Annotated in this window: 14 protein-coding genes; 4 read left to right on the top strand and 10 right to left on the bottom strand. The window is 39.7% G+C overall.

The genetic code is table 11. From position 1 onward, the window contains the following. Positions 1-28: 28 nt before the first annotated feature. The 7 genes from AWW67_RS07800 to AWW67_RS07770 form a co-directional block, all read right to left on the bottom strand. Entirely contained in the window at positions 29-463 is a 435-nt protein-coding gene (locus AWW67_RS07800) for a type II toxin-antitoxin system death-on-curing family toxin (RefSeq protein ID WP_062300953.1), read from the bottom strand. After that, complete coding sequence (locus tag AWW67_RS07795; protein ID WP_062300952.1) at positions 463-1491, bottom strand: hypothetical protein; 1029 nt, start codon at positions 1489-1491, stop codon at positions 463-465. The genes AWW67_RS07800 and AWW67_RS07795 overlap by 1 nt, the downstream gene beginning before the upstream one ends. 76 nt (positions 1492-1567) lie before the next feature. Further along, positions 1568-2440 carry a pirin family protein gene (locus tag AWW67_RS07790; RefSeq protein ID WP_062300951.1) on the bottom strand — a complete coding sequence of 291 codons (873 nt, stop codon included), beginning with the start codon at positions 2438-2440 and terminating at the stop codon, positions 1568-1570. 188 nt (positions 2441-2628) lie between these two features. Beyond that, complete coding sequence (locus tag AWW67_RS07785) at positions 2629-3237, bottom strand: DUF4287 domain-containing protein (RefSeq protein WP_260311364.1); 609 nt, start codon at positions 3235-3237, stop codon at positions 2629-2631. A gap of 173 nt (positions 3238-3410) precedes the next feature. Next, positions 3411-5693, bottom strand: a complete 2283-nt coding sequence (gene tamL / locus AWW67_RS07780; RefSeq protein WP_062300950.1) for a translocation and assembly module lipoprotein TamL — start codon at positions 5691-5693, stop codon at positions 3411-3413. Further along, positions 5690-10705, bottom strand: a complete 5016-nt coding sequence (locus tag AWW67_RS07775) for a translocation/assembly module TamB domain-containing protein (protein WP_062300949.1) — start codon at positions 10703-10705, stop codon at positions 5690-5692. The genes tamL and AWW67_RS07775 overlap by 4 nt, the downstream gene beginning before the upstream one ends. 148 nt (positions 10706-10853) lie before the next feature. Further along, a complete protein-coding gene (locus AWW67_RS07770) occupies positions 10854-13514 on the bottom strand; it encodes a glycoside hydrolase family 3 protein (RefSeq protein ID WP_062300948.1) in 2661 nt (886 codons plus the stop codon). 185 nt (positions 13515-13699) lie between these two features. Here AWW67_RS07770 and AWW67_RS07765 point away from each other — a divergent pair, with 185 nt between their 5' ends. From AWW67_RS07765 to AWW67_RS07750, 4 genes are all read left to right on the top strand, one after another. Continuing rightward, positions 13700-13909 (top strand): hypothetical protein, encoded by a 210-nt coding sequence (locus tag AWW67_RS07765; RefSeq protein WP_062300947.1) that lies wholly within the window; start codon positions 13700-13702, stop codon positions 13907-13909. Further along, positions 13906-14220 (top strand): type II toxin-antitoxin system RelE/ParE family toxin, encoded by a 315-nt coding sequence (locus AWW67_RS07760; protein WP_062300946.1) that lies wholly within the window; start codon positions 13906-13908, stop codon positions 14218-14220. Before AWW67_RS07765 ends, AWW67_RS07760 begins: the two co-directional genes overlap by 4 nt. A 246-nt stretch (positions 14221-14466) precedes the next feature. After that, the gene (locus AWW67_RS07755) at positions 14467-16773 is read left to right on the top strand and encodes a hypothetical protein (RefSeq protein WP_062300945.1); all 2307 of its coding nucleotides are present in this window, start codon (positions 14467-14469) and stop codon (positions 16771-16773) included. Between the two features lie 251 nt (positions 16774-17024). Continuing rightward, a complete protein-coding gene (locus tag AWW67_RS07750) occupies positions 17025-17498 on the top strand; it encodes an OsmC family protein (RefSeq protein ID WP_062300944.1) in 474 nt (157 codons plus the stop codon). Positions 17499-17586: 88 nt separating this feature from the next. On the opposite strand, the gene AWW67_RS07745 is transcribed toward AWW67_RS07750, so the two are convergent. From AWW67_RS07745 to AWW67_RS07735, 3 genes are all read right to left on the bottom strand, one after another. Further along, a complete protein-coding gene (locus tag AWW67_RS07745) occupies positions 17587-18459 on the bottom strand; it encodes an SDR family oxidoreductase (RefSeq protein ID WP_062300943.1) in 873 nt (290 codons plus the stop codon). Positions 18460-18653: 194 nt separating this feature from the next. Beyond that, complete coding sequence (locus AWW67_RS07740) at positions 18654-19127, bottom strand: serine hydrolase domain-containing protein (protein WP_062300942.1); 474 nt, start codon at positions 19125-19127, stop codon at positions 18654-18656. 10 nt (positions 19128-19137) lie between these two features. Beyond that, positions 19138-21537 carry a TonB-dependent receptor gene (locus AWW67_RS07735; RefSeq protein WP_062301530.1) on the bottom strand — a complete coding sequence of 800 codons (2400 nt, stop codon included), beginning with the start codon at positions 21535-21537 and terminating at the stop codon, positions 19138-19140. Positions 21538-21541: the final 4 nt, after the last annotated feature.

Below are 21541 nucleotides of genomic sequence, written 5' to 3'. Positions count from 1 at the left end.
TATGGGCAAGTTGATTGGGGTGGTGATTTTATTGTTTTAATCCATCAATAATTTTTAATTTCAATTCTTCACTATAATCATCCTCATATAATATGGAGCTAATAATTTCTTGAAGGAGGTCTTTGTCTATTATGTTGTTCGCTACATGGACAGCATAGTTTTCCATTTCAACTATAAATTTGTCTATACAATAGTCAATACCATTTATCTCCAAAAAATAAGCACCTAGAGCAATACTTGTTCTTTTATTGCCATCATTGAACGCATGAAGCTTGTTGATTGAATAGACAAGATGTGTTATTTTATCTTCCAGCTCAGGGTAATAGATATCATTTTGAATATGCTCCAAAACACTTTCGATCTTTCCAAGGTCTAATACCCCCTTTCTACCCCCTGATTTTTCGATGATAAAGTCATGAGCTCTGACTGAGTGTTCTATATCAAAATATAAAAATTCTTGCATTACCTTTCTTTCAGCCTCTTGAACACTTCAATATTGTCGTTGATTCTTTTTTCAAGACTTATGCTCTTTTCACCAAGAAACTTGTCAAACTCCTCCGTGGACAAGTGAGTTATATATGATTTGAGTTTCTCATGTAAAGCATCCCTAAAAGCCATATCTCTACTAGCCATTAAGCTCCTTGCTTTTTCTCTTAGCGGGTCATATATCGATTTGGTTAGCGCTTCAAACTGGTCAAATAAGCTATTGGCTTCTGAAAGCCTCAGCTTCTCTCCTTTTTCCGTAAACGCTTTTTTGAGATAGTCTGAAAAGCCATTCTCGTAACTAGATATTAAATCTAGTACCTCTGAGTACATAGTGGACCGGACACTTTCCTTATTTCCGAGTTTGAGTATTTGCCGGTATTCTTTTGCATCTTCTTTAAAAATACTCACATATATTTTGTTGGTGAGTTGTGCATATTTGAATTTGTTTTCATCTATATAATGGTCTAAAGCATTTGTGAACTCTTGTCTGTAATTGTGCTCTCTGACTGCACTTGGTAAAAACTCCTCCTCTCTTTGATTGATGTATTTAGTTGTTCCTCCGAGTTTTTTATTTAATGTGTCAATTACAATATCAAGTAAAAATGCCCTGAGAACCTTTGCTCTTTCGCTGTCTGTAAGAATCATTCCTATATTTAGAAATGATCTGAAGGTGAAAACCCCTAAGATTGATGTTTTTTTAAAACTGTCATCTATGGTAGCGACATCGATGTCGCTACCATAGGATAACTTAAATGCTTTCAGACGATTACCCGTTAATACTTCGTATCCAGAATCATCTATTTCTTCTTTATTTTGCTCAATATAACGGTCAACAGTCCTATCGTCAATATTGAAGAAATCAGCAACTTGTTTTTTAGTATATCTAAATTTCCCTTCGAACAGAACCCCAGGGAAAGATATCTCATCATATACAGCTTTTAAAGCAGTTGTATTATTAAGTATATTTTTTCTGTGGAGCTTAGAAGAGGTTAAATCTTTATTCATATGTTAAAGATATTTAAAAGAATGTGAATAGTTATTTCGAGATCATTCAGTTCTGCTTACCAGATAATTGAATTTCTTACCCCGGCAACGGAATATAGCCAGTTTCACCGGGCACCATGTCAAAGGCTTTGGCTTTCCAGCGTTCTTTGGCGGCTTCGAGTGTGGCTTTTTCTGAGGCTACAAAATTCCAGTAGATATGCCTTTCTTCCGGAAAAGGCTGCCCGCCAAAAATCAATAAATGTGTGTTTTCTCCAAGCGTAATTTTGCAAAGATCTTCTTCTTTCGACACCAACATATTGCCTTTGTTTACGCGTTCATCGCAAGCCATAATATGCCCTTCCACAATGCAAATCCCAATTTCGCCAGAAAGTTGGCCATCAATATTAAGTAGGGTTTCCGCAGTAGATTTTACTTCTACCATAAATAATTCGGAATGAACGGGCACGGGTGATTGATGTCCAAAACCTTGGCCAGCCACCAGCTTAAATTGCAAACCGTTTTCTTCCCAGGTAGGTAAATCTTCTTTTGGAGTATAAGAAAACTGTGGTTTCATAAACTCTAATTCTTTCGGAAGAGCGACCCAGATTTGATAGCCATGGGCGGTAAATTCACTGCCGTCTCGTCTGTTTTGGGGCGTGCGTTCGGTATGTACAATTCCTTTTCCAGCCGTCATCCAACCTACAGAGCCGGGAGTAACCAATTGCTCAGTGCCCAAGGTATCGCGGTGAGTAATCTCGCCTTCCAGTAAATAGGTGAGGGTAGAAAGGCCAATGTGCGGATGTTGCCCAACGTCCATATAATGGCCGGGCTTAATTGTGACAGGCCCCATGTGATCGATAAAGATGAACGGACCCACCATACGCTTTTTCCTAAACGGAATCAGTCGGCCTACAATAAAATCGCCAATATCTCGGTTGCGTTCTTCAATAATTAAACCTTGGTTCGACATGGTTTGCTGTTTTCGGGTTTGAAATAAAATCCTGGTTATTTTTTGGGACAGTCTCGATTGACAGAACCCTCCAAAAGTTCTCGCTTCAACTTTAGATGGAATAATTTACCACGGAAGATCTAATTATAACAACTTTTGGAGGGTTTCTCTGCTGCTAAAACGGATACAACGAACCAAAAACTTATTCATTAGCTGTTGGCATCGTAGGCTTTTTGCACCCAAATGGCCAAAGAAGCATCCACTTCTTCCACCGAAGAAAGCTTGATTCTGTGGGTAACCATGCTGTTCCAACTGCCTGCGGCTTCTACAATTCCTTCTGGTTCAACTCCTTTTAAATTGAGACCAATATCTACCCTCGTTTTGGTGCTGGGCTGTAACAAAGCAAACTGCTTTTTTGGTGTCCGAAGACTGATATAGGTTTTCTTGTAGGCAAATTCTACTTCGCCATTCACGTTTTCGAAAAGTGCTTTGGCTTTTTTGTACACTTCTGCAATGGCCTCTTTTCCTGCGAGTAAATCTTCGTCTGGATTCTCGGCCACTTTGTTTTCAAGCAGTTCAGGTTTTAAATAAACTTGGGCAATCAGGTTAGCAAAACCGTGAGTTACCCCATGTTCGCCTTTCAGCAGCTTCATGATTTCACCGTGTTTCTGTAGACCAGATGCAGCCAACAAAGTCTGCCATTCGGTTAAAGATTTACCTGTTTTTTCGGGAAGGTTATTGATCATGGTTTGCGCCATTTCTTCAGGAGTAGCCATAGGGTTGGTTTTTAAAAATGTAACTGTTAACCTTTTAAACATACAAAAGATTAGGGGTTTGTGGAAGCTTAATCTCATAGCGTCTAAAGCTACTGAGCAGTTTTACTTACGCCTTTTCCCGTCCGACCTGCGGTACTGACGGAAAAGCCCATCGCATAAGTCAGGTGAGGGGCATAAGGCATAAGCGGATACAATAGCCATTATTGACTAAACCGTTAAAAAGGATAACCAATTCCAAAATTGAAGAGTATTTCGGATAAATCGAAGCCGGTGCGTTGGCCAATTGGCAGATATGGTTTGCTGAATGGGCTTGACAAATCGAGTCGGATAACAAAATTTTGGATGTCGACCCTTAAGCCTGCACCGTAGCCAATGCCCAGTTCCTTAATAAAATCTTTGCTGAATTTTCCGCCCGGCAAGGCTGCGTTTTCATTATTGAGCCAAACATTACCAGCATCGACAAAGAGCGCTCCTTTTAAGAAAGAGTAGATAGGGAAACGGTATTCAATGTTGGCTTCTAAACGAATATCGCCAGCCCTGTCGAAGAATGCGCCTTGATCTTCTACGGTAGGATCATAAGAGCCCGGCCCAAGTGATCGGGACCTAAATGCTCTTACGCTAGAAGGACCACCAGAGAAAAACTGCCTTGAGAACGGGAGCGTTTCGGAATTACCATAAGGCAAGCCATAACCGCCAAAAATTCGTCCTACTATGGTTTGTTTGCTGCTGAGGCGGTAGTTGTATACAAAGTTTAAATCTGCCTTAAAAAACTGCGCATATGCAATGCCGAACAGCGTTTCTTGCCCATCGCCATTGGAATCTTTGCTTACCAAATCCAGCGCATTTCCTGCAAACTCAAAGTTGGTTACTAGCAGAATAGGGTTTCTCTTTTTGCCTTCTGTAAGCTGATTATAAATAAAACTATAAGTGGTTCCAGTAATCAACTGTTGTTCAAAACTACTTTGAAGGAAACTGTTTCGGTCGAGAATTTCTTGAAAGGCTGGAGTAATGTTAGAGGTGTTTACATAATTGATATTTATGGGGTTGAGCTCATGGTAAATGGCCTGGGTATTTCGCCAGTTATAACCAAAACTGGAATTTAACGCATTGAGATTATAGAGGTCGCTGCGGCTAAATAAATCGTAACCAAGCTTAATATTGGTTTTCGGCACCGCATAAAGCACAGTGTCCTTTACATTAAAAGGTAGAAGTAAGCGTGGAATTACAAGCCCGGTTTCTAAACCAAATTGTGTACTGCTCAAACCTTCTGCTTCTCCTGAACCCAATTGAACTTCATAACCAAAATTTCCAGATAGGTTAAGTGTTTCTCCGCCTCTAAAAAGGTTACGATTACTGTATACCACCGCCAAAGCAGGGCCGGCAAAACCATTCGATTTGGTGACTGCTTTTAACTCTGCCCGAACGGATCGTTTTTTTAATGGAGACAGGAAAATATTGGCATCTAAGCCTAAAGTGTCTTGGTCGGTTACTTCATCAAAGGCGGGTTCGTAGCGGATATTCACAAATTTATACGCGCCAATGGAAGACAAGCGGCTACTGGTGAGTCGTGAAATTTTTGGATTATAAACTTGGTCTTCTTTAAACAATATGTAGGGAGTCATTCGGTTGGGTTTGAAGAACTCTGGGTCTTGAATAAAGTTAATTCCGTTTACGGCATAGGCGTCTGCCTTCGATGCTTTGTTGTTAAAGGAGTAATCTGGGTTAACGTAAACCTTATTGAGTTTATAAGGCAATAGAGCTTTTTGTGGCACTTCTTTTTTCAACCTTAAAAACAGGTTGAATCGCCTGCTATTGTATTGGTTAGTGTCGGCTTCGAAAATCAGGAAGTCTGCATTGAAGTTATAGTAGCCTCTTTCTTTTAAGTAGGTATCTATTCTTTCACGTTCTTGTTGCATCATGTCTAAGCTAAAGCGGCTACCTTTTGTAATGGTGCTTTCTTTTAATGACTGTGCAATGCCCTCGTAAATTGTACCTGCTGCGGAGTCCAGTTCAAACCGCTCCAAAGTATAGGGTTGGCCTAATTCTACGCTGTATTTTATACTGGCCAGCTTCTTTTTTGTAGTGGTTAAAGAGGAGACCTTGGCATTGAAAAAACCGTTGTTTTCTAGCCTGTTGGTAATTAAGTCCATGGTACGGCTAGAGTCTACATCGGATAAGTAAACCGGTTCTTCGCCAAACTTTCTGTTTAAATATTTACTTATAAAGCCGGGGTTTTCTCTTTGAGATTTATAATGGGCATTTAAACCCACGCGCATGCCCAAAAATGTAGAATTGGGTTCTGGCCGTAAAAGTCCCTCCAGTTCTTCTTCAACCCCACCAATATTTTTCACCGAATCAGGGGCGCTAATGGAAACACTAGCCGATTTCAATAAGTATTCGTCTGTAGGAATAAACCGCCTTACACTGCAAGAGCTGAACAATACTAGGCTCACGAGCAATGCAAAAATTAATCGAACCGATGACTGACGAAAACTCATTTATTGTTATTCTCTTTTTCCTGTTTCTCTACTTCTTCTTTTACCTGTTTGGCAAAAAGCTCTTTGAATTTATTGAACTCGCGGGTAAACACCAGCGCAATACCCGAAACCGTCAATTGACCATCAATTACGCCTTCGTATTGGTTTCTACTAAAACCTTGAAGGCGCAATCGTTTATCTTCCGTTAGCAGGTATTCTAAGCTCACATTGCCAATAATTGGCGCTCCTTCCGAAGCACTTTGGCTACCGGCTACATCTACTTCGCTACCTACTTTTACAATCAGTCGGTCATTGAAAAACTCCTTTTTGGCGGTAATGCCAAGTTGAGTTTGTATTTGCCCACCATTATTTGCGTTACTATTCAGGTTAAAACCCACATCGATACCTGTATTGCCAAAGATTTTTTCGGAGTAATTATTAAGCTGGCCAGAAAGTACATTGTTTACATTATCTAAAGCCATTGAAGTAGGCCCTCCGCTGCTGCCGTCACTTCCTGAGCTTGGGAAGAACCGATTTAAAACCAACAATGAAAATACCTGCTTGTTCAGTTCTTCTTCTTGACTATTCAGTTGTTGAACTTGGCTGTAAACGGTTCCGCTTAATGAGCCTCTTTCTTCTTCTGGCATGTCTAAATTGAAGGAAATGGTAGGGCTGAGCAATTCGCCATCTACATTAATGTATACATCGAACGGAAGCCGCTGCTGATAAGAAGCTTCGGCACCAGTAGCTTCGGCAGATGTTCTTATCGCCATCAAAGGTTCAACTGATGTTTTAATGTTGTATATCGCGCTTACGTCAAGTTCGGCATCGTAAGGGTCGCCCGACCACGAAATGCTACTGCCCGGTGCAATTTCGAACCTGCGTTTTACCAAGTTGAAAACATTGGCTTCGTAATGGCCGCCACTTAATTCATATTTACCAGAAAGACCAATTCTGCCGTTGGGTTCTATATTTAGGTTGAAATCTCCATTGCCCACTACACGTAAATTGTCACCTGTAGATTCATCAATAATGATGTTGAATTCAGAATTATCGCCTATGGAAATAATGGTTTCAATGTCATAGCCAGCAATTACGGCAGAGTTTGCGGAAACTTCGCTCGGGTCTGTTTTTGTTAAAATGTCATCGGGGTTTTCTCGGTTGACAAAGAGCACTACTCCTTCACGTTCTTTTAGCTCTAACTGCGATTCGGGCACTGTAAATGTGAGCGTTGAGCCATCTATTACTTCTAGATTTCCTCTAATTTTTGGGATGTTCAAATCGCCAGTAATGGTGAGGTCTGCCCCTACATTTAATTGCCCATAAAAAAGGTCGCTGTCTTCTTTTTCTGAATTAATGACCCTAAAATTATTGGCTTGTACTTTTAGGTCGAAGGTTGGGTTTACTAGGTCATCGGTTAAAATTTTTCCCGCCAGTTCAAAGTCATTATTGTCGCCATCGGTTATGGTGAAACTATCGAGAAATAGCCCCGAGTTATCTACCTTTAACTGTTCATTATCAATACTAAAGCCTGCGTTCAATTCATTCACCAAAAAACCAACCTGTTTAAAATTGAGTGTTCCAGTATATTTTGGCTCATTCACATTTCCAGAAACGTCTACTTTTGCAGAGAGACTACCCTTCGATTGGGAAAGGCTATTATTTGAAAAAGCCTCTATGGCCGACATTTTTATTTCGTTCAAGTCGAGATTTAGATTCAAATCACCACCGGTAGCCGAAGCAGTGTAATTTCCCGTCAGATTTAGGTCTGCATTATCTCCTTTCAACGAAAGATCAACCTGATATTTTTCAACCCCAGCTCCCTCTGCTTCTAATTTCAACTGCCCGAAAGGCACTTCCATAACCGCCAAATCTGAAATATTTAGCCCAGCAATTACTCCAAAACCACTGAAGGGGTTTTCCATGATAATATCACCATTGAGTATTCCAGTGGCCAGTGGCTTTTCGGCATTAAAAAGGCTGGTGATTGTGCTTAACTGATAATTACTAAAAACAGCGCCTAGGTGTTTCTGTTCATGACCAGGCAATGTTGTGCTTAATGTTACCTTCTGTGCCCCATTGGAAAGCTCAAAACCATTGATGTTGATGTATCTACTGGCCAGCGTAACCTGATTGCTCTCTAAAATATTCCATTGTTCACTATTGAATATTAGGGTGTCAGGAATAAAGTGTACCTGAATGGTGTCGCCTGTAAGGTTCACTTCTGAGTTAATGTTGATAAGTGTTTTTTGATTACTGATAATGTTGAAACGAGAAGTAACTGTACCTGCATCTACTTTGCCCTGCAGTTTGGTTTTGTCAATTGTAACTGGGCCAGAACTTACCTGTGACCAGCCTAAAAGGAAGTCTAAATAATCGTCTTTTCCATTTATTTTGAATCCCAAACTGTCTATTTCTGTGCCCTGAAAATTGATGTATGGGGCCATTAGTTCTGCTGAAAGCTTGTTAGTCATTGCATCAAAATCAAATTCGAAACCAATCGTATCCATGCGTTCTAAGCCTTGTAAAAGCACTTCTGAAACTAGGGCGGTTGGCCTTGCCACCATCGTCATTTTTAAGGTAGCATCAGTTTTCAGCGAATCTTGGGCTGAAAAATTTCCACCATTTTCGAGGTAGCGGGTAAACTCTTGTTGCAATAGCGGAAGAATTTCCATTAAGCCTTTATTGGCCACAATTTTTGCATCAATGGTTTGGCTGTCGATCATTATATCCAGAGTATCGGCAGCTGATTTAGCCACTAGATTGAAGCTTCCGAATGTGTAAGCCTCTTGGTTATAAATTGCTATACCATCATTCAGTTTAGTTTTTAAATCGAAACTTGAAGCATTGCCTTCAAAGCTAGCATCTAAAACAAAGGCAGTTTTTATATTTCGTGAACTCAAACCTAAAGCGTACAAATCGGCTCCTTTCACAGTTAAATTGGTATTGATTTTTGGCGCAACAGAATCAAGTGCTAGCTTAGTTTCCATGGCCATGTCTAGGTTTTCGTCTTTAAAACGCAAGTCGATATTTCCATTTCCGTTGGTGATTTTACCTGACAATTCCAGATTAGAAAAATCGTATCCGTTGTATTTCAGTCGTTCGAAATCTGTTTTTAGCTCTGCGGTTAATTCATTCAAGCTGGCTCCGCTTCCTTTTAGTTCTACTGTAAAACTGAGCGTATCGAGTTGTTCATTCTGAAGCAATCGATTGAGTTGAAGTTCTTTTGCAGAAAGCATTGCATCAAAAGTGATGGTTTTGTTTTGGCTGAATTGGCCCTTTACCTCAACATTTCCACTTGTGGTTTTGAGTGTGAGGTTGGTTTGCGCATCATTCAGGCCGCCCTTGAAAGTTCCGGCCAAGGCCATGTTTTCTGGTAAACCCAAGCCTAAACCTGTAGTATCTATAATTTGAGAAATGTCGGTTCTGGTGGTTTTGGCGCTTAAAGTTGGCAGGTCGAGCCTTAACTGATCGGGGTCTGTTGGGTTGGTTACTCGGCCAGCAATATTGATAGCGGTTTGCTTACCCCAATTCACCAGAGCCTCAGAAATTTGTAAGTCGGTTAGGCTGCCATTTACATTCAGCTGCCCAGTGATTTTCCTTTTAGAAAGCGACTGAAGGGATTCATTCTGAGCCAATTCTGGACTAAAGACTGCTGCTTCGAGCAAGTCGATTTCAAATTCATCTAAATCGGCAGTAATTTGAGTTGCGTCAGGGTTATTGATGAAGTTCGTTATGGAGGTATAATTCAGGTTTAAATCACCCGAAAGCATATTTCTCGTTGTAGCAAAATCTAGCGATTCAATTGAGAGTGATTCGTCCGTTACATTCAAATCAAAAGCCAGTTTATTCAGTGCAAGCCCACTTCTTTCAGTAAAGGAAAACTCATTGATGGACATGCTCGCCTTGCCCGGTTGGTATTCAATATCATCTGCATCAAAATTAAAGTTTTCGACTACTAGCCAATTGGGGTTGAAAACTCCATTTTCGGGTAAACTGTCTGTAGTTTGAAAGGTAATGTTATTCTTACTGAACGATATTTCATTGACTTCCACGTTCCAATTCGGCCATTCAAAAACAAAAGGTTCAGATGTTGAAGTTGAGTCTTGCGGAACAGCTTGAGTATTATTTGACAGCTGCTTTACAAAAACTTTGGAGTTATCTAAGCTCAATTCATCCAATACAATTTTTTGTTCTGTTAAGTTGGCTGTTGGCAGTTTAACCCGAAAATTTCCGATCTCGAGTTTTGCGGTAGTTTGGTCTGGAATTGCATTATAATCTAGGCTTACATTTTTCAGCACCAATGCACTTACAGAAAGGGTTGGAAGGAGAGAATCTTCAGTTTGGTCGCTATTGGTTTGGGCTGTGTCTACCGCAGTTGCTTTACTGAGTTCGTATTTGATTTGACTATTGGCAATGGAGAGTTCATCAATTTCATAGATCATTTGCTCTAGGTCCAAGGCGTCTACGTCCAAATGGAGCTCACCTAAAAGCGCGGTGGCTTTCATGCCCATTAGCGCATCGTTATAGGTAATGTTGAAGTTGCTGAGCCTTATTTTTCCAATCTCAATCTCTGGGCTGGCCGAAGAAGCGGTGTTGGTTGCAGTAGTATCTGTAGAAGCAAAAGCCTCGATTAAGAAATTGTAGTTAAAATTTTCACCTGAAGCAGGTCGGTGAATATTGGCTTTCAATCCATCCCAGTCAACAGATTTCACATTAATTCGATTTCCTTTGATTAATGGAATTAGCGCTACAGAAACCTCTAAATCTTTAGAATAAACAAGCGTGTCTTGCTGCTCATCTTCCAAATAAAGTCCTTCTACATAAAGGTTACCCGAAAAAGTAAGGTACAGCCTATCGATGCTTACTTCGGTACCTGTTTTATTGGCAATAAAACTTACTGCACGGGTTACGATAATATCCTGCCCCCAAGGACTACGAATAAAAAGAACCAGCAAACCGAAAAAAATAAGCACACCGATGATGACTCGGGTCAGTATTCTTAAAAAACGATTCTTAATTAATCTTTTCAATGTAAATTTTATCCTCTACAAATAACTTCATAATTCTCCATAGCGGTTATGAAATGTGCTTTTTAATTAACCAAGCGAGGAGGTTTTGGTTTATGAAGTGCGCGGAATAAATTACTAATCGCTTAATGTAGATCTTCTAATCAATCATTTAATTCTTCAGTTTAATCGCTGATTCTATAGTGAAAGTATCGCTTTGCCCTTCCTGAGAATTCTTTCCAACCATTACTCTGAACTTGCCCGCTTCAACTACCCGTTCCATGTTCCTGTTCCAAAGGGAAAGATCTTCAGGTTTTAAATCGAAACTCACGCGCTTGCTTTCTCCAGCATTGAAGTGGATCCGTTGAAAACCTTTGAGTTCCCTTACCGCTGTGGTTACAGAGCTGATCAAGTCGCTGAGGTAAAGCTGTACTACTTCTTCACCTGCTTGATTTCCGGTATTGGTGACCGTCACTTCGATGTGAATTTTTCCTTCCCCTTGGTTGGTAATCTGAAGGTCTTTATAATCGAAAGAGGTATAACTTAAACCGTAGCCAAAAGGGTAGAGTGGTGTAATTTTCTCATCCACATAGCGGTGATTTCTGGTGGGTTTGGCACTGTAATACATGGGCAATTGGCCTACACTTCGGGCAACGGTAACAGGTAAACGACCCGCAGGGTTATAGTCTCCAAATAAGGTTTGTGCCACCGCCAAGCCTCCTTTTTCTCCAGGAAACCAAGCCTCTAAAATGGCAGGCACTTTCTGATCTAAACTGTTAATGGATAAGGGGCGGCCGTTGAGCACAACACATACTACGGGAGTTCCAGTAGCAAGAATGGCATCCACAAATTCCTTCTGAAGTCCGTAGAGTTCTAGGCTGCTTACGTCTTTATTCTCTTCAACTAGTTCGTTCGATTCACCGACCACCACAATGGCTACATCTGATGATTTTGCCTGCGCGATCGCCTCGGTCAAATCTGGCTTTTGCATGTTCCAGTTGAGATAAGCTTTGGCGCCATAACCACCTTCCCATACGTCCATCCTGATTTTGTATTCCTTGCCTTTTACAAAATCCATTGGCGTGGTTTCAATGCTTGTCGCTCCCTTTTCCCAATTGTCAATCACCAGTTTGTCGTCCACCCAAAGCCTTACGCCATCATCGGAACTGACGGCTAACCATCCGTTAAATGATTCATCTGGCTGAAGGTAACCTTCCCATGTGACAGAGAAGTGATCTTCACCCACTCCTTCGCCTGGAGAACCCGGCCATTCAAAGGCTACTTGCTTGTCAATTCTAGTGAGCACGGGTTCGCCCTCTACATTTCTATTGTTGAAGAATGTGGCGTTCAATCCGTTTTGCGATTTGTCTTTGGTTTTAAAGTTGGCCATCGGAATGGGTTGACCTTTATAAATGAGGGGAACACCTTCGGAATACACTACTTCTGTATTTTCTCCGAGCAATTGCTTTACCCCTTCATAAACCGTGATGGCTTTTTTGTTTTTCACAGAATAGCCACCCAAAACGGACTCATCGGCCAATGGCCCAAGCACCGCCACTTTCTTCAAGTTTTTACTGAGGGGCAATAAATCACCTTCATTTTTAAGCAATACCATTGACTTTAGGGCTGCTTCCAAGGCCAGATTTTGGTTTTTCTGACTGTGATTTCTTTCGTCAATAAGTCTTTGCTCTGTGTATGGGTTTTCAAATAACCCCAACAAGAATTTCAATCTCAAAACGCCTGATGCTGCCCTGTTCACTTTTGAGATATCAAGCGATCCTTCGTTCACCAGTTCAATAATGGTTTGCTGAAATTGATCATTTGGGAAGTCATAAAACTGCATATCGATGCCCGCAGAAATGGCTTGCCGGATAGATTCTTTTGGAGAATCGCTGGATTTGTGGCTGCTCTGCAAAAAGCGAATCGCACCAAGGTCAGAAACCACGATGCCTTTAAAACCCCATTCATTTCGGAGCACTTCGGTCATCAGCCATTCATTGGAGGCATTGGGAATTCCGTCAATTTCGGAATAAGCCGCCATAGTACCCAAAGCGCCCCCTTCCATAAATGCCTTTCTGAATACGGGAAGGTAATCTTGCCTTACCGACCTTTCTCCCAACAAAACAGGTCCCGCATTTCCTCCCGATTGTGGAGATCCGTGGGCGGCAAAATGTTTGGGTTCTGCTACCATCGAGCGGTCAGAACTCAAGTCTTTTCCTTGAATGCCTTTGATCAAGGCGGTACCGAGTTCGGCAGATAAGTGAGTGTCTTCTCCCAGCGTTTCTGCAATTCTTCCCCAGCGAGGTTCTCTGCCCAAATCGAGGTTGGGGCCTAAACCGAAATGTACGCCATGCGCCCGGCCTTCAGTGCCAATGACCTGCCCCACCTTTTCCATTAAGGCTTTGTCCCAAGTAGCGCCAAGACCAATATTCATGGGGAAAGCAGTACTGCCCTCACCCATATAGCCGTGCAAAAACTCGGACATAAGTAGTGCAGGAATTCCCCAGCGGTTATTGTTGATGATAAATTCTTGAAGTTGATTGGCTGCCTTGGCGTCTTTCGGATAGTAATCGTGTACCGCGCCTGCACCCAATTTTTCTCCGATTAACTCCTTGGCCAACGCTAGTGAAAAGGCTTCCCCTTCCTTATGGTTAGCCCCATTGTACATGTCCATCTGCCGTACCTTTTCTTCCAAACTCATTCTTGAAAGAAGGTCAGCCACTCTTTCTTCTACCGGAAGCTTAGCGTTCTGGTAAGGATATTTTTGGGCAAATAGTGATATGCCCACTACCTGGCAAAGTATGATTAAACTGAAAATTCGCTTTTTGAGCATCGGTTTTTTATTCTCTTAATTCAAAAAATTAGCCCTCCACTTTTCGCCTTTTTTTGCCATGGACAGGCTTTGCTGAAAGGGACAATTTACGGAAATGAGTTGGGATATTTATGCAATGGAGGGTGCTCTGGCTTTTCAATGTTTGCTTCAATTGACTTGATGACGAAAATCTTTATCTTTACTTCATGACGATCGAACAAAAGAAAATATCGCTTATTAACTGGATAACAAACCTTGAAGACGAGGCGATAATTGATCAAATAACAGGGTTTCAAAAGTCTTCTTTGGATGAGTTTCCTAAAGCAATAGTAGAATTACTAAAAATGGCAGAAGCTGAGCCAGAGGAAAACCTCATTAAGCATACCAATGTTAGGGATATTCTGAATATGCGATGAAAGAAGTTCTGTGGACTGAAACCGCCAAGAAAACCCTTCAAGAAACTTCAGATTTTATTCTCGAACTATGGAATTCCAACATCAATGATGGCTTTGTTGAACAACTGGAATATCGAATAAACCAACTCCAAAATAACCCTGAACTTGGCACAGCTTTTCAAAATACTCAAATCAGGAAACTCGTAGTACATAAAACGGTTTCCCTATTTTATACGAATACTCCCAAATACATCAAACTACTTGTGATTTGGGATAATCGGCAAAATTCAGATAAGCTATTAGATAAATTAACTGATGCCAACAAGCGCTAGCAGTTATGCGCCAAAGGGTTTCTTTGCGAGCTTCTATTTTCCGCTGAGAAACCTCCTCTGGCACACAGAAATGAGAGATACGATTTAGCCCTTGTAAATATTCTCTTAAATGTCTTTCTTTATTCTAGAAAAACATACCTCTCGCTTTCACCCATCATGCTTTTCTGGAAATTGTAAAAAACATAACGCTCATAAAAGTGAGCGATAGCTAACGTTGGCTGCAAGCTAAAAAAGACTAACAGAAAAATGATTCCAGAAAACATCATTGAGATATGTGTAGCAATTGACATCGCAATATTAGGTATTGCCTACCCTATTATTGTCGATAAAATATCGAATATTGGAGAGAAGTATAAGTCTCAATATATACCCGTTTTATTCAATGATGAGTTTCCCCAGAAATCAATTTCCATAACCGTTCTCAAGAAGGAGTTTAGAACCACATTTTTTAAACTAGCTCTATATTTAACTCTGTTCTCATTCTTATTCTTGATTTTTCAATTTCCACCTCCTTTTGGTTGGGATAATTGGTTCGTCAATAACTCGGCACAACTAACAGTATTTGGATTATCGACCATCCTGACGGTATTCTTTTTTATTTGGTTGGATAAAGTGGTTTTGTACAACGGTAAGTCTACTTCTATACTAAAAAGCTTACGTAAAAAGTATGACTTGATAGAAAAGAACCCTGACAAGAAACAGTATTGCCTAAAAGCGATTAATGAAATTACTTTTTACGCCATTGAAAAACAGGACGAACACCTCCAAGAAACTTTATTAGAGTTCTACTATAAGGTATTTTCTTCAATTAGAAGAAATAATGATTCAGACTCACCGCTTATTTATCCAATTGATCTCTATTTCCTTGTAAACAAATTGAATATTGAGGTGACCAATACCGATAATAAAAAGCTTAAAGCAATTGAGCATCGAGCAGTTAGTGGAACTTGGTTATTGGGTGAAGATTTGGAAGAAATACCTATTTCTGAAGAAACTTATAATTGGCTTTGGAGAAATCTTTTTACAATCTGCGATAAACCGAGATTGGTTAAAATGTTTTGGGCCAACTCTAATCAATATTTTGACTTCCGACTCCAACCCGTTTACACTGATTATAGCGTTGACGAGGGTGGGATAGTAAACCAAACCGAAATTGATAAACGAAAAAACGAAAGAGATGAGTTTTTAGAATTTCATTACGCGTTAGGGGGACTTGTACTTTATAGAAAGCAATACCAACTTATCAATTATTTATTAGAATACTCTCAATCACAACCTCCAAAGTACGTATTGCTTCCTCAGTCAATGACAGAGGTATTCTATTGGTTTGAGATATTTAGAAATGAATTTAAAAACAGAAAAACTCCAATCGACTTGAAATATTATTTCCCCGAACTTGATAATTTAGGAAATAGAAGACAAGTCAATTATTGGATTTGCAGTTACATAACTGTTCTATATGTCCGTCAATATTCATTAAATAAGTACTATACTTATCAAGATTTCACGGGTTTGCCAAGCCTTCCTGATTCAGTAACAGAATTATCAAATTGGTTAGACAGCGCTTCTTACTTTGAAAAATGCTTGAATGACATTTTGGAAAATAAATCTCTTTTTTCAGAATTGGGCTACTTTGAAATTATTGAGGCAAAAAAAGAAGAGTTTTATCAATTCATAGAAGAGTTAAAAACTGCCATACAAGAAAAAATAGGACAACAGAAACTTAATGCAAACCTTGCTGATACAAAAATTGAGGACTTCTATGAAAAATCAAACGAGATAATTAGTTCTGCATTCAACGAATATAAACCTTTATTCATAGAAAAGAATGATTCCTTTGATGATAGTGAACTAAAGCTAACTGTCAATGGTGCAAAAACGTTAATGTCCAAATCAGCATTTACGGAAGACGATATCCCACATCTAAACTTTGATACAGTATTTGCAAGTTCAATTGTAACAAATAACATAAAACGGCTTATACCAAACTCATTCTCAATAGCTAGAACAAGACGTTATTTATTCAATAGCAAAAATATACTCACTGCATTGGATAAAATAATTGGTGATTCAGACGAAGCTTTAATTGTTGGTATAAACATTGGGTATAATTTGAAGGAAGCCCTCAATAAAAGCAAGTTCCAACACAACATTGAATATTACCCTTCTACCCAATATCAAAGTCAGAATACTTTTTATATTTTGAATAAAAGTGACTTACCTGCATTAGAGCACAGAGAGATAAAGGAAGAAGAAATTGAAGAGTTACAATTAATCCCTATTAACGAAGACTTAAAAGTATATGCCTCTATTATTGACATCAACACCGAGGCAAATAAAGAAATTAAGAGTAAATGGAGTTTACAAGATGAACCCGACAACCTTGATTTAAAAGTTCAAATCGCTATCTCATTTTTAAGTATTATATATTGGAAAAATGATCGGGATATAGTTCAATTAAATATAGCTTCTGAATTTAAGGAACAGGGTATACAAAATGACATTAACGATATTGAGCCATTAAGAAAAATCCAGCAGCCAACAAACCTATAGGCAGTAGTGTCTTACAACTCAAAAACCCTCTCCATCAACAGCCATTTTTCGCTTGGCTGAGCGAAGGGTAAGGCTTGTTGATATTTCTACCTATTGCGTTTTATTTTGATGACCTAAAACTCTCACGTTGCAATTGGCAGTTTCGTAAAAAGCTGAGCTATTTCTTAAGAAATATATTCAATAGAGGAAGATCGAATTTATGTAAGGCCATGTAAATTGGCTTTTGATTTAACCACCATAAATCTTGTTCAATGCCAAAGCATCACAGCTACAATGTAAAAATAGAATGGACTGGAAATAAAGGAACGGGCACTAGTTCATACCGAGCTTATGAAAGAAGTCATAGTATTCAGGTAGAAGGAAAGCCAGAAATTTTAGGTTCGTCCGATCCCGCTTTTAGAGGCGACAACACCAAGCACAACCCTGAAGATATGCTGGTGGCTTCGCTGTCGGCCTGCCATATGTTATTTTATTTACACTTATGTGCGGACGCTGGAATTACGGTAGTGGAGTATGTTGATAACGTTTCTGGTACAATGGAAGAAACGCCCAATGGCGGTGGCCGGTTTACCGAAGTAGTACTAAGACCAACCGTTACAATTACAGACAAGAGTAGAACTGAAGAAGCTAATCAGTTGCATCATAAAGCCAATGAGCTTTGCTTCATTGCCAACTCTTGTAATTTCCCTGTTCGGCACGAACCGAGTTGCCAAGTGGAGGAATAAACGGCTTTCTCAATAATTATAAATTAACGGTCGGGGCCTGTCATCTACCTAATTGTGGCCATGCAAAAGATTGTTACACCTATCAGCGCTAATTCATTTTACTTAATTGGTCGACCTCTTTTTCGAAGAAACTTTCAATACGGTGAATTCCATAGCGCGGAGCTATATTATCTTGGGCCATCATGGTGAGAAAAAACTCATATGGCCCGTAGGTTTTTTGTGAGGTAAATGTTTTTAATGACCCAATGAGCAATTTTCTTAAGTAGTTGGGTATATGGGTAATTTTAACAGGGTTTTTCCAAGCTTTAAGGGCTAGTTTTGCTATTTCGTTTTGAGTAAGAATGTCTGGGCCACCGACTTCAATTTCCTTTTGATTAGAATAAGCTGCATCTACTACTACTTTAGCAAGGTCTGCTCCGTGGATAGGGTTAAGCTTAAACTCACCGTTTCCGAATAAGTAGACTCTTCCTTTTCTAGCCATTTCTAAAAAGTCTTTCATGTCAGAAAAGAAGCCATTTGGCCGGATAATACAGTAATCGCCACCCCAGTTTTTTAGTGCATTTACAAACTTTTCTTTGGCCGCCATAATTTTGAGGTGCTGCATTTGTTCGCCATTAATGGCTGAAATATAGATGAACTTTTTTATGCCAGCTTTTTTGGCCTCGATGAGTAGATTCATGTTGGCTTGATAGTCTACATCCATATAGGTAGCACCATCTTTTTGGCGAGTTATACCTACTGTTGAAATGAGTACGTCTGCTCCTTGAAGAACACCATTCAGAGTTGCTGGTTGAGTTACTTCAGCGGTTATAATTTGCTGAGGTTTCAACCCAAGCACCTGTAGTTTTATTTCGTTTCGAGTGATTGCTTCAAAGTCAGCATTCCTAAACTGTAGCTCTTTAATAATATGTGTTCCCAGATAGCCGGTCGATCCTGCTACGATAATTCTTCTTGTATTCATTTTGCTAAATTTTCTAATTATTCGCTTTTAGCTTTGTCAGTAGTTCGGCAATAAAGACGATGTGATTTTGTAATAATTCAGTTTGATTAAATGTGCCGCTGAGGTAAGTATCCAATTCTGGACAGTAGTACATAAACGACCCTGTAAGGCCCGAATGGCCAATAATTGTGAGTTTTGGTAGTTCACTAGAAAGCTCATTGAGCACCCTCAGGTTTATCTTCAAAGTAATCGGCCAGCCCAGAAGTGTGGTTTAGCAAGTGATGTATTTTTAGCTCATTCGTGTAGTCTTGCTCATTAATTACATGAAGGCCACTAATCATATCACCTAAATAGTCTACAACTCTATCGTTAAAGCCGAGTTTTCCTGCGTCTACAAGTTGAGCAATGGCCGCAGCTGTGAATGTTTTACCAATACTGGCCGTATAGAATGGTGTATTGGAAGTAACCTTATTTCCATTTTTGAAAGCCCCAAAAACGAAGCTTTCATTTATTTCTAATTTGGCTGACTCAATTTGGAAGAAGGCATTATGCACGCCTTCTTCCTGAGTATATGTATGGAATACTTCCTTGATTAGCTTAGTTCTTGTTTGCGGACCTTGTCCTTTTAAGTGGCTACTGATAAGAAAAACCGCTACAAGAATGCCTAAAATGAGTATTCTAATTTTCATGATTCTTTACTTAAAAGTAGATTTTGTACATCAAGTTTGGCAGCAAGCCGAACTGAGTGCTGTAGCCAACTCCTCCTGGTTCGTTTGCATCGTAATACTCTCTCAGTTTCCCTTTATTGTCGGTTATGTTTTCTAGGTTAACTAACAGTTCGTGGGTAGTTCTCTTTTTGTCCCATTTAAAGCTTGCAGAAAGTGTAAGGGCATAGAGGTCTTCTAAACTGTTTTGGTAAGCTTTGCTATAATCCCAAAACTCATTATTGTCTGGGTCTACATTTAAGCTGCCTGACTCCGTTCTAAGTAGGGGTAGTATTTTTTGTCCTCCTTGTAAAAAGAGTTTAGCGTTAATGGCAATGGTCTGGTTTTTCTTTTTACCTAAACCTGAAAACTCTCGTCCGCCTAAAATATTGATGCGGTAATCACTATCAAATCGAGTACTACGCTCTACACCGTCTAAAGCGGTATAGTGAGATTCGAAGACAGAGGTATTGGCCATAAAGTAGTAACCATTGGCAAAGCTTCTGTTTATGGTAAGTTCAATACCTGTATTTGTTCCTTTGCCTTCATTTACTAAAGCTACATAAGTAACATCTAGGTCTTCATTTACGGTAGAGAAAATACTATTTACATTGTTTTCAACGGGTAGATCATAAAGATCTTGATAGTACATTTCTAGGGTAAAATCCCAGTTTTGATTGATTTTGTAGTTGTAACCCAATACTAGATGATGTGCTTTTAAAAGATCAAGATTTAAATTGGGCTGTGTAAGGTTGCCATTCCCATCTCTTATTTGAGCGAAGTAATGATTCACTCCTTCCATGGTGCTATGGTTTCCATAACCGAAATTAAGCTTGCTCTTCTGGCTCATTTGCCAGCTTAGGGCTAATCTGGGCTCAAGTGTGTGTTTTTTGTTGAAGAAAACGTTGGTATTATGTACTCCTGCTACAAGGGTAACATCCTGATTGAAACGATGTTTCCAGCTAATATAGCTTCTCATATTGCCCATGTTTTCGTTAAAATCTAACACCGGAGTAGCTTGGTTTTCGCCAAAATCTTGACGGATTTGTTTATTCTTATAATCAAAAAGGGTGTAGATCACTCCCGCCTGAATTTTATTTTTTGCATTTAGTTTATGATGATAGTTTGCCTGCGCTCTATATGCCGATTTTTGTAAATCACTTTTCAAACTATGAATACGTTCTGTATCGCTTTCATTGCGGAACACATCATCTTTTACTCCATCAAAAGTGGTCGAAAGCCCAGTTTCAATAAAGTTATCATCTGTAAAAAAGTAGGTATGGCTAACCCCTGTATTGAGTAGGAAAGACTTTTTGTCAAATTCAGTTTGAAGGTTCGGAATCATTTCGTCTGATCCAGGAATATTCCAGTCGTCTGGCTGAACATCGTCAAAACCAAGGCTGCTTATTCCCCCTAAAGCGTATACTGAAAAGAGCCCAGCTTTCTTTGTAGGCAGGTGAAACTTAACCGCGGCATCTTGAAATTTAGGATTTCCCTCTACATCTAAAGCCCCCAATTGATTTAATACATCCGCAGTTGAGTAACGATAGTTGATTAGGTAAGAACCATTGTACCCTTTTTTTAGAGGTCCTTCTAAAGTAAGGTCTGTACCCAATAAACCAATACCAGCAATAGCTTCTTGCTTTTCGTTGTTACCTTTTCTCAATTTGATGTCATAAATACCTCCAATTACGTTTCCGAATTCTGGTGAAAAAGCGCCCGTAAAGAAATCGGAATTGGCTAACAGGTTACTGTTCAATATTCCGGTGGTACCATTAATCATTCCTTGATCACCAAAGTGATTTGGAGTAGTCATTGGCATACCTTCTAGTCTCCATTGCACATATTTTGGCGAGTTTCCTCTTACTATAATATCGTTTCCGCCATCTCCAGCATTCGCAACACCAGCAAAGTTTGACGTGATCATAGCAGGATCGTTAAAACCTGTTGCCATCCGTGTTAGTTCTTCCATAGAAATAGACCGGCCACTGATCAAAACCATTTCATTAGCGGGCACGCCTTCTTCAATTTCTGGAGTAACCACTATGTCATCAAGGTCTATGGCTACTTCTTGCATTTGAAGCTCCAAGACGACTTCCTTGCCTACATTAACAATGATGTTTGATATGATTCTGCTTTCGTAACCTACAAAGCTTAACTGAAGCGAAACACGACCAACCGGTACATTTTCTATCCTAAAGTTTCCGTCTGGGTCTGTAATGGTTCCTTTTAATGGGTTACTGTCTACGATTTTGATGTTTACCCCATAAATTCCTGATTTGCTGTCAGCATCTACAATGGTGCCGCGAATGGTTTGGGTAGCGGAGCTATCTTGAGCGTTGACCGCTATTTTGGTGCATAGTAGCACCAACATAATTAATAATAAACGTTTCATTTTT

Source organism: Roseivirga seohaensis (genome assembly GCF_001592945.1).
Lineage (GTDB): Bacteria > Bacteroidota > Bacteroidia > Cytophagales > Cyclobacteriaceae > Roseivirga > Roseivirga seohaensis.
The sequence above is the reverse complement of the archived record's forward strand: the minus strand, read 5'-3'. Positions and strand labels throughout refer to the sequence as shown.